Source organism: Rosenbergiella sp. YN46, assembly GCF_036620675.1.
GTDB lineage: Bacteria > Pseudomonadota > Gammaproteobacteria > Enterobacterales > Enterobacteriaceae > Jejubacter.
On record NZ_JAZHEE010000002.1, the window covers coordinates 117,162 to 128,396 of the forward strand.

An 11,235-nucleotide genomic window follows, 5' to 3' on the forward strand; every position below is an offset into this window, starting at 1 on the left:
TTGTGTCTGTCGTTTGCAGAGTGGCAGCAAAATGGCAGCAGCATGGCAGCGTTGCTTTTTGCTGTCCGCTATTTTGCCTCTTCGCGGTTATCAAAGGGATTAAGCGCTATAGCTGCATCCAGGTGGTTAGGGGCAAAGTGAGCGTACCGCATGGTCATCATGATGGTGCTATGCCCGAGTATCTGTTGCAGCACCAGAATATTGCCGCCACGCATCATAAAGTGACTGGCAAACGTATGACGCAGTACGTGGGTACGCTGTCCCTTTGGTAGTTCAATTCCAGCCCTCTTGAGTGCGGCCTTGAACGCTTCATAAGCAGGGGAGAACAGCGCCCCACGCTTTTTGGGTAACAGCTTTTGCAACTGATCGGAAATGGGTACGGTACGGTTCTTTTTGCTTTTGGTCTGGGTAAAGGTTATCCGCCCGGGCAGTACCTGGGATTGTTTCAGATCCTGAGCCTCACTCCATCGCGCGCCGGTCGCCAGGCAAATCCTCACGATAGTACCCAGGCCTTTGTTGGCCGACTGATCACAGGCTGCAAGCAGTCGGTCAATTTCCTCTTCATAGAGAAAAGCCAGTTCCTGATCGCCTTCCTTGAACTGCCTGATCCCCGAAAGCGGGTTATCGCCTTCCCACTCTCCCAGCCGCTTCATTTCCGAAAAGACAGCGTGTAAATAAGACTGCTCGCGATTTACGGTGGCTTCGCTAAGCTTCTTCTTTCCCTTCTGATTCCATTCACCGCTTAAGCGCCTTTCCCTGTAAACGGCAAAGGTATTTTTATCAAAATGAGTAGCAAGCGGATCCCCCAGGCGCTCGCAGATGGCAAGCAACTTCGTTTTTCTTTCTTTACCAGAAGACAGCGTTTTGCCGTGCATTTCATACCAGCGATCAACAAATGCGGAGAGCGTTACCGCGTTATCGTTAACCGCCTGGCTGGATGCATTATTCATGGTACGGCGCTCGAAGGAGAGCGCCTCGCTTTTAGTAGCAAACTGCCTGCGTATACGCTTCCCATCGCGGCCATAGGGGAAGCACTGGCAAAGCCATTTACCTGATGGAAGTTTACGGACGGTCATAATTCTATTTGTCGCATAAAGCTAAAGCTGCGTTGGTAACATCGCTTAGGCTCTTTTTTAAACCTTTCGTTTTTTCGTCACTAAGCCAAAACTTATTATCGTTATCAAGTGGTAGAGCACCGAAAGAACGGCCATTAATACGCGCTGCGCCAGTAAGTGCGTATAGCTTGTTATCATCGAAATTCATCACGTAAGCGTTACCATCAAGACACTGTAACTGAACTTCATCAGCATTAAAGGGCCATACCCCTTTAAAACTTTCTTTTTCGATAGATTGAAATGGCATAGCGGATACTGTGGTAGAGATAAAGAGAGTTGATAAGGCAGCCAGTAATTTATGCTTCATATATGTAATTCCTTTTTAAGTTTATTAATTAAAAAACAAGGGCACCTACAACAAAACCTACAGCGAAAATAAATCCGAACTCTTTGGGGTGCGCCCGCAGTAGTTCAACAATGTTGAGTCGTTCTGATGTGGGATTGCGAGGAGGTTGGTGTGTTTCCTGCGACGGTTGATCCAACCAGGATAGTGCAAGCTGAAGCTGGTTTCTGGTCAGATCGTTCAGTCTGCCTGTCCCAAAATTGATATGACAGTATCGGATCAGTTTTTGCCGGATGTCGTTGTCTTCGCTATTGCGGAGAAGAAGGCTCACCAGTGCCTTGCTGGCGTCTTTTTCCTTGCACCTGTCCAGTATGGCCTGAAGAAAGCTTAGGGCTGTCTGGTACTGGTTGACGGTCATATCCTCAATACTGGAAACGCCAACTTCTGCATGTACTTTTTGCCAGATGACAAACGCTTCATCGTTCCCGGCTTCTGCTATCGCAGCAACCAGGGCGTTGAGTTCTTTCCGCTGAGCCTTTACCAGCGGGCGTTTCTCTTCCTTCTCTGATGGAATGGCGATATTGACGGTATGGCGCCCGTCAAAATGGTCTATCTGAACGCTATTTTCATGGAAGTCCTGACCCGCGATACGATTCTGCTCACCAGTAGAATTTACCGACATAAATCACCTTACTTCTTGTTTTCGTTGAAATCCCTGCCTGCTATGCGGTTGCCTGAGCCTGATACGTTGATTGAGTTTGATGCGGAGCTTCCGGCTGTAAGAGCAGCTAAAGCAGCAGCCTTAACTGCTAAAGGTGCTGACCTGTAAAGTTTAATTAATTCAATCTCATCATTGGTGATATCACCAATATCGGGGGTTCTTCTGCCGGTGAGAACATACAGTACATCCACCCCAGCATTAGCTAATGCTGTCAGATAGGCCCCGCCCGGTATTTTTTCGTCACGCTCATAAGTAGCTTGCGCCCCACGAGATCCCCCCGCTAATGCAGCAAAATCAGTTTGATTCAATCCCTTACGTGAACGCTCTTCTTTTAGTCTGCAACCTAAAGTAGTCATTTTTATATAAAGTTGGTTTGCATTGACGCCTATAGCGGTCAATGATGTTTTCCACATACACTTAGCAGATCACAATATACCACTATGACACAAGTACATCATGTTCAGCGGTCACGTACCCCAAAAAACACCGTCGCGGGTGGCGCGCTTCCACTGCGGCTTTCTCCGGAGGAGCGCTCAACCATTGAGGCAATGGCAGAAGCTGAATGCCGTTCTGCATCCAATATGGCGCGTATCGTTTTCTTACGCGGGCTGGAGGTTATGCGGCCTGACCCGATTAACCAGACAGGTAATTAGAAAAGCAGCGCTTACCAGGCCATCAATGAGAGTCTGTCTGCCTGAAGTGGATGAAAAAGTTAATGATATTTGCCTTGAGGTGAAAAATGTCAGGTGTAACTATCAATTTAAATGTGGCGGCGCCTTATTTATCGCTAAAAGAGTATGCCAGAGTGACAGGGATACCCTTTAACACCTGCCGGGATATGGTGAAAGACGGACGGATAATTATTCGTCCTAAAGAACTGGCCGGAGGAAAGGTTGAGGTTAATATGGTTGCCATGCTCAAGGACGCTATAGCAAATAGCTAACGGAGAAAATATTATGTTTAACCCGCTAAATAAAGATTACACGCTATCCATCAACCCCTTTTCTGATAGCAATACCTATGATGTGCCGACATATATCAAACCGGGCACTAAAGTGACGGTTGCTATTGATTCGCGAGAACAAGAAATAGCCATTCTTGCCGCCTACGATTACGGCATTGATGCGCTGAATAAAGAAGGGCGCGAAGAATTAAATCGTTTAATCGCTGATCTGAAAGTGGCTATCACAGGGCGGTGACATGAGTCAGTTAATACAGTTAAGTCGTCACTCGTATTTATATCGTGGTTTTACTATCCAGAAGTGTCCGCGCAATCCTTTTACGCTGACAAACTCTTACAGCATTTTTAGTAATGGGGATTATTACGGGCGCGACTTTGCATTGGCTGAGGCTATGCGGACGATTGACGGTATGCATAACAAAAGGGGGCGCTATGTACGATGAAGGCCCATCACTGGCGAGCCTGCTAAAGCAAGGATGCCAGGTAACACACTTCAAAAATTCGCGTGGTTGGCTGGAAACGCCAGACGGGAGATTTTTTAAGCCCGAACCGGCGAAGGTTCAATTTATCAAGGGTAAAAATAAACCATTTATTTATACCCAAAGAATAAATAAAAGCTTCCTGCTTTCCTTTATTGAATTATTTAAAAAATAATTAAGTAATTCGGTTTTAAAAAATCAAATCTGTTTTATCCACCTCTTTATTGAGTGGTTGCGGTTCAGCTCATTCTTTTTATGAAGGTTTTCATTATGACTAAGCGCGAACAATACAGCTTTATTCTCAACATTCTGTTGCCAGCCGTCGAGCGTGAGGGCATGACCATTAAAACCCGCCGCGATGGTGAATTAACTATCAGGCCAACCGATCCCGCCGTCGTCAATTTCATTAGCGAAATGCGTAGCAGCCTGGAGGCTGAGCTACAGCGCCCAATCATCAACACCGTTATCTACTGAGGAAACCACCATGAATCACCTGATGATCGATCTGGAAACTATGGGTACCGATGCCAGCGCGCCGATAGCGGCTATTGGCGCGGTGTTTTTTGAGCCGTCCACCGGACACACCGGCGCGCGCTTTTATGAGCGGGTTGATTTTGTGACGGATATCAGCATGGGGGCGGTGCCTGACGGTGAAACCATTAAATGGTGGTTAAAGCAGGGCAGTGAAGCCAGGGCCGAATTAGTGGCCGATGGCGCATTACGTATCTGGGATGCTCTGACGAAACTACGTGATTTTATTGAAGAGCACGCCCTACCCAATGACCTGGAGCTTTTGCAGGTGTGGGGGAATGGGGCGTCGTTTGACTGCGTTTTATTGCGCGCGGCCTATGGGCGTTGCGATCTCGAAGTTCCGTGGAAATGGTGGAACGATCGCGACGTTCGTACCGTTGTTGAAATGGGGCGTTCCGTAGGTATTGACCCGAAGCGTAATACAGCTTTTCGCGGCACTCGTCACAATGCGCTGAATGATGCTATCCACCAGGCTGCTTACGTATCGGAGATTTGGCAGCGCCTGGCGATGAATGGGGAGGACGTAATATGATCCGCCCGTTCATCAAATGGCCTGGCGGCAAAAGCCGCGTGATGCCTGAACTGCTGCCGCACATGCCTAAAGCCGATTGCCTGATAGAACCCTTCGTTGGCGGTGCTGCGGTATTCCTCAATACAGATTATCGTCGCTACGTACTGGCAGATATCAATCCCGATCTGATCCGCCTGTATCGCGAGGTTAAGAGCAACCCTGATTTGCTGACGCCCTTCTAAGAGTCAAGCCGTTATCGGGATGCTGTTGACCTGCCTGTTTTGATTTCGCAGTAATGTATAAACCTCGCGTGAGATATAGCGCTTCAGGCAGCGTATTGCTTCCATTTTTGTGTGTCCTTCGGCTACTCGCCTGGCGACATATTCCTTCGTCTTATCATCAGTTCGTAAACGTCCGATAGCGATGATGTGAAGTGCACTATTTGCAGCACGATCCCCACCCCGGTTAAGCCTGTAACGATTTGTTTTCCCAGATGATACGGGAACAGGGCTGACACCACACAATGCCGCAAAACCTGGTTCTGATCTTAATCGTTGGGGATTGTCTCCGGCAGTTATCAGCAATTGTGAAGCGCTTTCGTACCCAATAGCATTACGTTTGATCAGTTCAGGTGCCAGCTCATCGACAATTGCCGCAATCATGACATCTAAATCAGCGATTTCGTCATGTAACTCAAGATAGCGTCTGGCAAGGGACTTCAATGAAATGCGATAGACGTTGGTAACATTGCGGTATTCACTGACATCAGGCCTCCAGGATCCCAGAGTCCTGATGAGCTGCATGCGTGTCATAGTTCTGAGCTGTTCGCGTAATTCATCCGGTGCAGAGATAATATTGGAATGGATAATCTGGAGAGCGACCCTGCGGGCTGATACCGCTGTTTTACGGCAAGTTTTTAACACCCTAAGAGACTCAATCATGCCATTGCGAGTTTTGGGGGTGACTGTTCTGATTCCGGAGAATGCGGCATGAGCAGCACATTCAGCATCAATCGTGTCACTTTTTCCCCGCTTGCGTCGTTCCATTCGGTCTGGCGCAGTTACTTCAAGGACTTCTAACCCGACATTCTGGAAATAGCGAAGCAGTCCGGAACCATAGGTGCCGGTGCACTCAACGCCAATTCGTTTTAACGCTCCAAACGACGCCATCCATGTCAGCATTTGGCGATACCCTTGCCGTGTGGCGGAGAAATACTGGGTACCCAGGACTTTATTGTTTTGATCAACAACAGCGGCAACGTGCAGATCTTTATGTGTATCGACACCACCAACAATGGCGGTTTCGGTAACGTTATTAGCCATGACACGACTCCTGTAAGGAAACAGAGTTGAATCTCCAGACAGATAACCCGGACAGGACAGTAACGAGACAAGCCGTCAGGCCCTTCTTGAGTCACGCGCACCGGTGAGGAGATGCCTCGCATGAAGGCGCTTCCGGCAACCGACGGGTCCAGGGCAGGACACAAAAGGTCGATCGCTGTGTGAGTCAGGATGCGGGAAGGTCTTCACTGCATCAGTAATCACATCAATCTGGTTAAACGGCAAACGGAGTGATGATAAAAACTGACACCGGCATTATTACTATCGCTATGTACGATGACCTCGCCGTCCGGTTTTCGGCGCCAGACCGCCATCATCAGCGCGTCGAGCGCCAGTTCGCGTGAGAGGGTGGGTTTCATCGACCAGCCGACCACATTACGGGCGAAGAGATCGATAACCACCGCCAGATACAGCCAGCCCTGCCAGGTGCGGATATAAGTAATATCGGTGACCCAGACCTGGTTGGCCCGGACAACGGTGAACTGCCGCTGCACGCGATTAGGAGCAACGATTGAAGGCCTGCCAGCGATACGACGTGGCGCTTTATAGCCGCGCACGGCTTTAATCCGGTTCAGTTGCATGATCCGACCCACCCGGTTTTTACCGCAGGTTTCCCCGATTTCGTTCAGATCGCCATGAACCCGCCGGTAACCGTATACGCCTCCGCTCAGGGAATATGAGTCGCGGATAAGCATCAGCAGGCGCTGGTTATCTTTATCACGCGCCGAGACCGGGTTATGCAGCCACGCATAGAACCCGGCCCGGGGGACATTCAGTACCCGACACATTGTCATGACACCCCATACAGTGCGGTGCTCATTGATAAAGCGGTACTTCAGTCGGGCTCCCTTGCAAAGTACCGCGCGGCCTTTTTCAGGATATCCCGTTCTTCTTCGGTGCGTTTTAGCTGCGCCCGGAGTTTCAGGATCTCGCTTTTAGCTTCCAGTAAATCCCGGGCATGCTGCTCGCTGTTATCAGGTTTGATAGCCCGTAGCCACTTGTAGAGGCTGTGTGCAGAGACGCCCAGACGGTCAGATACTTCGGCGACGGAATAACCGCGTTCCGTTATCTGACGGACGGCTTCTTCCTTAAATTCAGGTGTAAATCGTGGTGTGCCCATACGCTCCTCCTGTGCTCAAACTATAGGGCAGGATCGTCTACCGGGGCGGGGTCAGTCCAACGGTTACTGGCGCGTCAGTCGCTTTCATATTCCTTCAGAGACGAACTCACCTTTTCTCTTACGAGTTGCAGGAAACTGAGGGCATCAGTGCCCCATAAGTCAGGATCAAACTCCAGGTCGTAGCGTTTCCTGAACGCTTCTTCCGGATTGTCAGCACTTTCAAGGAAAAGATCAATATCAGCGATTAATCCATAGCGCATAGCGAAGTGGCTATCGGCGATAAATGCGTCAATTTTTGGTTCAATTTCATCACTGTCATCAATAAGATCGTAATCCTGCCCGAAGTAAACAGTGATAAAGCAGTCAAACTCATTGAGGTTCATTATTCAGATCCTGCCGGACCTTTTCCCTTGCGAATTTCAGGAAGTCATGGGGGGTTGTGCCCCAAAGTTCTGGCACAAAATACTCGCCGTAAACATCATGGAACGTCCTGTCCAGGGCTTCACCTAAAGCCAGAAATTCATCAATATCATCAAGAAGCGCCAGCTGCATTGGTCGTCCGGAGTGTTTATTATAGGCATCGATCTTTGGCTGAATCTCTTCACTGTCGTCGATAAGGTCATAATCATGACCGAAATAATTACAGATAAAATTATCCAGCTCCCGAGCCTTATCTTTAACAAACATAACTTACTCCATTGGCATTGAGGTTACGATGAAATAGGGCTTCCCGTTACGTTATATTCGGTAAGTTCCAGCCAGAGCTCAACGCGATAACATTTCCGAACTTCAGAACTACCCCTCTTTATGACAATGCCGGTTGGTTGAGCGAAGGTAGTGGAAAATTTTTTCCGCCAGGGGGTACCTTTGGGTTGATGACGCACGAACATTTCAATGGCATTTTTATGTTCTCTCAACACCTTTGTTGTCAGCCTTTCTGCTTCATCCAGATTTCTGAAAGAGCTTGCTGCGGGTAACCCGGGACGTCTTCCGAGCCTTGCCAGTAGCTCTTCTGGCGTTTTACCTACGTGGCGTTCCAGCGTATGCCCACCAGGGTGCTTTCCGGTTGCTGACTCATGTATCGCCAGTTTTATCCTTCCGTTGCGAACGGCTGCAATACGGACGGCGCTGACGGCCAGTGCAAATCCCATAGGGATAGCGAGATCAACTGTCATTCCAACATGAGCAGCGGTCTGGCGATCGGCTCCCAGTCCTTCGGCCAGGGATACAGCAGTATTGTAGGTATCGGTATTGATCTGCCTGCCGGTCCACATCTGGCGTACGGAAGCCTGTATGGCATCCAGGCTGTGGGTGCCTACGATGACACAACCGGCTTTAGTGAGCATAGTGGGATCGGGGGCGACGCACATGACGCCTGCTCCAAACATTTCTGCCACGCCGCCTGCCAGCCCCAGACCTCCCCACAGACGGTTACTGAGGGTTTCCCCCTCGCTGACGGATTTATCGGTCAGAACAGCGGCAAGCTGAACCGGGGAGAGGGCCATTCTGACCCCACCATCGTCTGTCATATCAAGGACTCCCTGTTGTGCTTAAAAGGCTGGCACCATCATAACAGCCATAAGCATTAATTTTCATAATCGCAAAAAGAGTTTATCGCTGACCGTCCTTCTTGTCCTGCGCATTCTGTACGCACCTTTTTAATCCCCCTGTGGAGGTGTGTATGAATCAACCCTGTCTGGCCCGGCGTCTGAGCGCTCGTATTCCGGGCATCACTGGCCTGCTGTTGCTGGCCGCTTTATCCGTATCAACGTCAGTCCGGGCTGCCGAGAAAGACGAACTGGCGTCGGCCCTGCGTCAGTTGGACCAGGTGCAGGCATCTCTGGAGCGGGCCCGCGTGGCTGCAGCCCAGGCTGATCCGGCAGAGCGTGGCCGCTTTTTCTTTGACTACCGACAGGCAACATCCGACCTGAACACGATTCGGGGCGGTGTTGAGCGCTATCTGGAACCTTCCCGGGCGCAGCCCCGGTCATCGCATATCGGCGGTCATTACCGCCGGGAGCGTCCCTGATGAATGCTGCGCAGTCCACGGCCTTTAAAGCCGGTTCAGGAGATATCGAAGTCAGCATTCTGCACCTGGTCTGTATCGGAGCGCTGCTGGCATTTCTGTTTCTCTGGACCGCCTGGGCGTTTGTGGATGTCTGGAGTGGCTGGAGTAACGAGAGAGTCCGCGATGCCGCACTGGTGCGCTTTGCCATCCGCGCGGTGCTGCTGTTGGTTATTTGCATCTGGATGTTCGCCAGCTGAACGCTGTTTTTAATTTTTTCAGGAGAAATACATGAATCAATCTCAGTCTGTTATTGCCCGGATTCGTTGCGGTGCCGAGCGCGTTTTGGCCCGGGGGATGGCCCTGGCATTACTGGCCTGGCTGACCTGTCAGCCAGCACTGGCCGATCTGCCTACGGTTGAGCCGCCGCAATCCGGTGGAGGCAGTGGCCTGATGGGGCAGATTAAAGGATATCTGCAGGACGGTATTGTTCTGGTTGGTCTGGTGCTGGCAGCGGTTGCCTTTGTGAAGGTGGCTGAAGCGGGGTTGTCTACATACGCGGAAGTCCGCGATAAGAAAGCAACGTGGGGCCAGTTTGGCGCCATCGTAGTCGTAGGGGTGGTGTTGTTGGTCACTGTTATCTGGTTGGTGGGCAAGTCTGCCGACATCATTCTGTGAGGCCATATGCAGACCATTCGCTTTATACCTGACCGTCTCAACAGTGAGCCTGTAGTGTTTCGCGGGTTTACCACTCCGGAGCTGGGGCTGGCTGCGCTGGCGGGTCTGGGGGCGGGTCTGCTCCTGTCGTTACCGTTCATTCCACTTGCCGGCTGGGTCATTGTGCCCACCGGCATGCTGGTGATGCCGCTGCTGCTTATCTGGTCCGGAGGCCGGTGGCTCAGTCGCCTAAAGCGATTATTTTTTATCTCACTGTTGTTTCCCAGTTTAGTGGGGTTCATGGTGGGGTAGGAAACTACCTGGCCTTAGCATCCGTTCACATAGCGGTAATGAGTATCTGGCTCATTGCTGTTAGTCGTACCTTGGTTTTCTCTGCCAAAAATACCGATCCTGTCATTCTTAAAAAATATGTGAATATAGCTGGGGGAGCCCTGCTTATTATTTTTTCACTACACAGTCTCACTCATTAAGTTCCGACAGCCACTCAATTTATCTTTATTTATGGCAGAAACAGCCGTTCCTGGCACGGAACAGACCATCTGACTGAACTGAAGATCCGCTGAGAGTGAGCAGCGGAAGTTGACTTCGCAATATAGCGACCAAGCTCTGAATTCGCTGAGAAGTCTGGTGGTTGCCAGAATATGCAGCCAACATGAGGCCGGTTATTCCTGATTATGACTGGAGCATATTCGGGCTCAGGGTCACATCATAAGCGACCTGGCGAGCATATAGCTCAGCACCTGGGTACGCCCCCTTTGGCAATTCAACTCCCGCACGCCTGAGTGCGGGAATTGAATGCCTCACAGGCCGGGAGAACAGCGCCCACGCCTTTTTGGGGATAATCGTTTTTGCCGCTGTTCAGAAATAAGCACGGTACGGTTCTTGCTGTTTTTGGCCTGAGTAAGGGTTAACCGCCCGGGCAGGAGCTTAGAACAGAGTCAGAAAGCGCTCGCTTTGCACTGACTTCAACTAAGCTGGCTCGATACCATCTGGTATTTTTCCTGCTCTAAGTCTCTATTTATTTACAACAACCGGTCACTATACTTGTCACACTCCCGGAGCTGATATTGATGATATTGCTTATCCCACATGATTGGTTTAAATCGACGTTGTCCATATTGTTTTTTATTGAATTCTCAATGGATTGACCTAAGTTTGACAGGTCGGGCAGGTGCTTATTTATAGCGGCGTTGAGTTGTTTATTGAAATCAGCCATAAAACCATCAAGGAAGCCAGCACCAGAAACTTCATTTACCTCGTAAGAATTTAATATACGCATTGATAATTCCTTTTATTGAATAAAATGTGATTTTTGTAAGATCAGCTGTTATAGCTATAACATTATTATGCTAAATGTATTATTTTAAAATTGCAATAAGAATATTTATCTATTATTCTGCTCTAAGACGTATATACAACATCAGCCTGTCACTGGTCATTCCCGGTCTTGCCAGGTGATTCCGCTGTATACGCTGCCTGATGCGTGATAAT

17 protein-coding genes and 5 pseudogenes are annotated in these 11,235 nt (G+C 49.6%); 12 read left to right on the forward strand and 10 right to left on the reverse strand.

Features of this window, described 5'->3' with window-relative positions; translation table 11 throughout:
- Positions 1-68: 68 nt before the first annotated feature.
- The 4 genes from V3W49_RS02235 to V3W49_RS02250 are packed head-to-tail and all read right to left on the reverse strand — an operon-like array spanning position 69 to position 2,517.
- On the reverse strand, positions 69-1,076 hold the full coding sequence (locus V3W49_RS02235; protein WP_500143410.1) for a phage integrase: 1,008 nt from the start codon (positions 1,074-1,076) through the stop codon (positions 69-71).
- A 4-nt stretch (positions 1,077-1,080) separates the two neighbouring features.
- Positions 1,081-1,422, reverse strand: coding sequence for a DUF2511 domain-containing protein (locus tag V3W49_RS02240; RefSeq protein WP_500143412.1), 342 nt, complete (start codon positions 1,420-1,422; stop codon positions 1,081-1,083).
- Between the two features lie 28 nt (positions 1,423-1,450).
- Positions 1,451-2,080: a hypothetical protein gene (locus tag V3W49_RS02245; RefSeq protein ID WP_500143413.1), complete on the reverse strand. Its 630-nt coding sequence runs from the start codon at positions 2,078-2,080 to the stop codon at positions 1,451-1,453.
- Between the two features lie 8 nt (positions 2,081-2,088).
- On the reverse strand, positions 2,089-2,517 hold the full coding sequence (locus V3W49_RS02250) for a helix-turn-helix domain-containing protein (protein WP_500143414.1): 429 nt from the start codon (positions 2,515-2,517) through the stop codon (positions 2,089-2,091).
- 341 nt (positions 2,518-2,858) lie between these two features.
- Here V3W49_RS02250 and V3W49_RS02255 point away from each other — a divergent pair, with 341 nt between their 5' ends.
- From V3W49_RS02255 to V3W49_RS02285, 7 genes and pseudogenes are all read left to right on the forward strand, one after another.
- Entirely contained in the window at positions 2,859-3,062 is a 204-nt protein-coding gene (locus tag V3W49_RS02255) for a DNA-binding protein (RefSeq protein WP_462583331.1), read from the forward strand.
- Between the two features lie 13 nt (positions 3,063-3,075).
- Positions 3,076-3,318, forward strand: a complete 243-nt coding sequence (locus V3W49_RS02260; protein WP_500143415.1) for a hypothetical protein — start codon at positions 3,076-3,078, stop codon at positions 3,316-3,318.
- 1 nt (position 3,319) lies between these two features.
- Positions 3,320-3,523 (forward strand): DUF4761 family protein, encoded by a 204-nt coding sequence (locus V3W49_RS02265; protein ID WP_500143416.1) that lies wholly within the window; start codon positions 3,320-3,322, stop codon positions 3,521-3,523.
- The gene (locus tag V3W49_RS02270; protein WP_500143417.1) at positions 3,513-3,734 is read left to right on the forward strand and encodes a phage filamentation protein Fil family protein; all 222 of its coding nucleotides are present in this window, start codon (positions 3,513-3,515) and stop codon (positions 3,732-3,734) included. The genes V3W49_RS02265 and V3W49_RS02270 overlap by 11 nt, the downstream gene beginning before the upstream one ends.
- A gap of 95 nt (positions 3,735-3,829) precedes the next feature.
- Positions 3,830-4,033: a hypothetical protein gene (locus tag V3W49_RS02275; RefSeq protein ID WP_500143418.1), complete on the forward strand. Its 204-nt coding sequence runs from the start codon at positions 3,830-3,832 to the stop codon at positions 4,031-4,033.
- Positions 4,034-4,043: 10 nt separating this feature from the next.
- On the forward strand, positions 4,044-4,622 hold the full coding sequence (locus V3W49_RS02280; RefSeq protein WP_500143419.1) for a 3'-5' exonuclease: 579 nt from the start codon (positions 4,044-4,046) through the stop codon (positions 4,620-4,622).
- Positions 4,619-4,831: pseudogene (locus tag V3W49_RS02285) on the forward strand (DNA adenine methylase); the annotation flags it as partial. The gene V3W49_RS02280 and the pseudogene V3W49_RS02285, both read left to right, overlap by 4 nt.
- 15 nt (positions 4,832-4,846) lie before the next feature.
- On the opposite strand, the gene V3W49_RS02290 reads toward V3W49_RS02285, so the two are convergent.
- The 5 genes and pseudogenes from V3W49_RS02290 to V3W49_RS02310 all read right to left on the reverse strand — a co-directional run bounded on the left by V3W49_RS02290 (position 4,847) and on the right by V3W49_RS02310 (position 8,590).
- Complete coding sequence (locus V3W49_RS02290) at positions 4,847-5,923, reverse strand: IS110 family RNA-guided transposase (RefSeq protein ID WP_500143420.1); 1,077 nt, start codon at positions 5,921-5,923, stop codon at positions 4,847-4,849.
- Between the two features lie 224 nt (positions 5,924-6,147).
- Positions 6,148-7,061 (reverse strand): annotated as a pseudogene (locus tag V3W49_RS02295) (IS3 family transposase); the annotation flags it as partial.
- Between the two features lie 74 nt (positions 7,062-7,135).
- Complete coding sequence (locus V3W49_RS02300; RefSeq protein ID WP_500143422.1) at positions 7,136-7,444, reverse strand: contact-dependent growth inhibition system immunity protein; 309 nt, start codon at positions 7,442-7,444, stop codon at positions 7,136-7,138.
- Positions 7,431-7,748, reverse strand: a complete 318-nt coding sequence (locus V3W49_RS02305; protein ID WP_500143423.1) for a contact-dependent growth inhibition system immunity protein — start codon at positions 7,746-7,748, stop codon at positions 7,431-7,433. Before V3W49_RS02305 ends, V3W49_RS02300 begins: the two co-directional genes overlap by 14 nt.
- Positions 7,749-7,751: 3 nt before the next feature.
- Positions 7,752-8,590: pseudogene (locus V3W49_RS02310) on the reverse strand (RNase A-like domain-containing protein).
- A 152-nt stretch (positions 8,591-8,742) separates the two neighbouring features.
- Here V3W49_RS02310 and V3W49_RS02315 point away from each other — a divergent pair.
- From V3W49_RS02315 to V3W49_RS02335, 5 genes and pseudogenes are all read left to right on the forward strand, one after another.
- A complete protein-coding gene (locus V3W49_RS02315; protein ID WP_500143424.1) occupies positions 8,743-9,090 on the forward strand; it encodes an integrative conjugative element protein, RAQPRD family in 348 nt (115 codons plus the stop codon).
- Positions 9,090-9,326 (forward strand): TIGR03758 family integrating conjugative element protein, encoded by a 237-nt coding sequence (locus V3W49_RS02320; RefSeq protein WP_500143425.1) that lies wholly within the window; start codon positions 9,090-9,092, stop codon positions 9,324-9,326. Before V3W49_RS02315 ends, V3W49_RS02320 begins: the two co-directional genes overlap by 1 nt.
- Positions 9,327-9,423: 97 nt before the next feature.
- Positions 9,424-9,744, forward strand: coding sequence for a TIGR03745 family integrating conjugative element membrane protein (locus tag V3W49_RS02325; protein ID WP_500143681.1), 321 nt, complete (start codon positions 9,424-9,426; stop codon positions 9,742-9,744).
- Between the two features lie 6 nt (positions 9,745-9,750).
- Positions 9,751-9,981 (forward strand): annotated as a pseudogene (locus tag V3W49_RS02330) (TIGR03750 family conjugal transfer protein); the annotation flags it as partial.
- Positions 9,969-10,214: pseudogene (locus V3W49_RS02335) on the forward strand (LysE family transporter); the annotation flags it as partial. The pseudogenes V3W49_RS02330 and V3W49_RS02335, both read left to right, overlap by 13 nt.
- A gap of 548 nt (positions 10,215-10,762) precedes the next feature.
- Here V3W49_RS02335 and V3W49_RS02340 read toward each other — a convergent pair.
- The gene (locus tag V3W49_RS02340) at positions 10,763-11,023 is read right to left on the reverse strand and encodes a hypothetical protein (RefSeq protein ID WP_500143427.1); all 261 of its coding nucleotides are present in this window, start codon (positions 11,021-11,023) and stop codon (positions 10,763-10,765) included.
- Positions 11,024-11,235 lie beyond the last annotated feature (212 nt).

Bases quoted from the DNA above. Each gene is read 5' to 3' on its own strand.
- V3W49_RS02235 (WP_500143410.1), bottom strand. From the start codon at position 1,076: ATGACCGTCCGTAAACTTCCATCAGGTAAATGGCTTTGCCAGTGCTTC.
- V3W49_RS02240 (WP_500143412.1), bottom strand. From the start codon at position 1,422: ATGAAGCATAAATTACTGGCTGCCTTATCAACTCTCTTTATCTCTACC.
- V3W49_RS02245 (WP_500143413.1), bottom strand. From the start codon at position 2,080: ATGTCGGTAAATTCTACTGGTGAGCAGAATCGTATCGCGGGTCAGGAC.
- V3W49_RS02255 (WP_462583331.1), top strand. From the start codon at position 2,859: ATGTCAGGTGTAACTATCAATTTAAATGTGGCGGCGCCTTATTTATCG.
- V3W49_RS02260 (WP_500143415.1), top strand. From the start codon at position 3,076: ATGTTTAACCCGCTAAATAAAGATTACACGCTATCCATCAACCCCTTT.
- V3W49_RS02265 (WP_500143416.1), top strand. From the start codon at position 3,320: ATGAGTCAGTTAATACAGTTAAGTCGTCACTCGTATTTATATCGTGGT.
- V3W49_RS02270 (WP_500143417.1), top strand. From the start codon at position 3,513: ATGTACGATGAAGGCCCATCACTGGCGAGCCTGCTAAAGCAAGGATGC.
- V3W49_RS02275 (WP_500143418.1), top strand. From the start codon at position 3,830: ATGACTAAGCGCGAACAATACAGCTTTATTCTCAACATTCTGTTGCCA.
- V3W49_RS02280 (WP_500143419.1), top strand. From the start codon at position 4,044: ATGAATCACCTGATGATCGATCTGGAAACTATGGGTACCGATGCCAGC.
- V3W49_RS02290 (WP_500143420.1), bottom strand. From the start codon at position 5,923: ATGGCTAATAACGTTACCGAAACCGCCATTGTTGGTGGTGTCGATACA.
- V3W49_RS02300 (WP_500143422.1), bottom strand. From the start codon at position 7,444: ATGAACCTCAATGAGTTTGACTGCTTTATCACTGTTTACTTCGGGCAG.
- V3W49_RS02305 (WP_500143423.1), bottom strand. From the start codon at position 7,748: ATGTTTGTTAAAGATAAGGCTCGGGAGCTGGATAATTTTATCTGTAAT.
- V3W49_RS02315 (WP_500143424.1), top strand. From the start codon at position 8,743: ATGAATCAACCCTGTCTGGCCCGGCGTCTGAGCGCTCGTATTCCGGGC.
- V3W49_RS02320 (WP_500143425.1), top strand. From the start codon at position 9,090: ATGAATGCTGCGCAGTCCACGGCCTTTAAAGCCGGTTCAGGAGATATC.
- V3W49_RS02325 (WP_500143681.1), top strand. From the start codon at position 9,424: ATGGCCCTGGCATTACTGGCCTGGCTGACCTGTCAGCCAGCACTGGCC.
- V3W49_RS02340 (WP_500143427.1), bottom strand. From the start codon at position 11,023: ATGCGTATATTAAATTCTTACGAGGTAAATGAAGTTTCTGGTGCTGGC.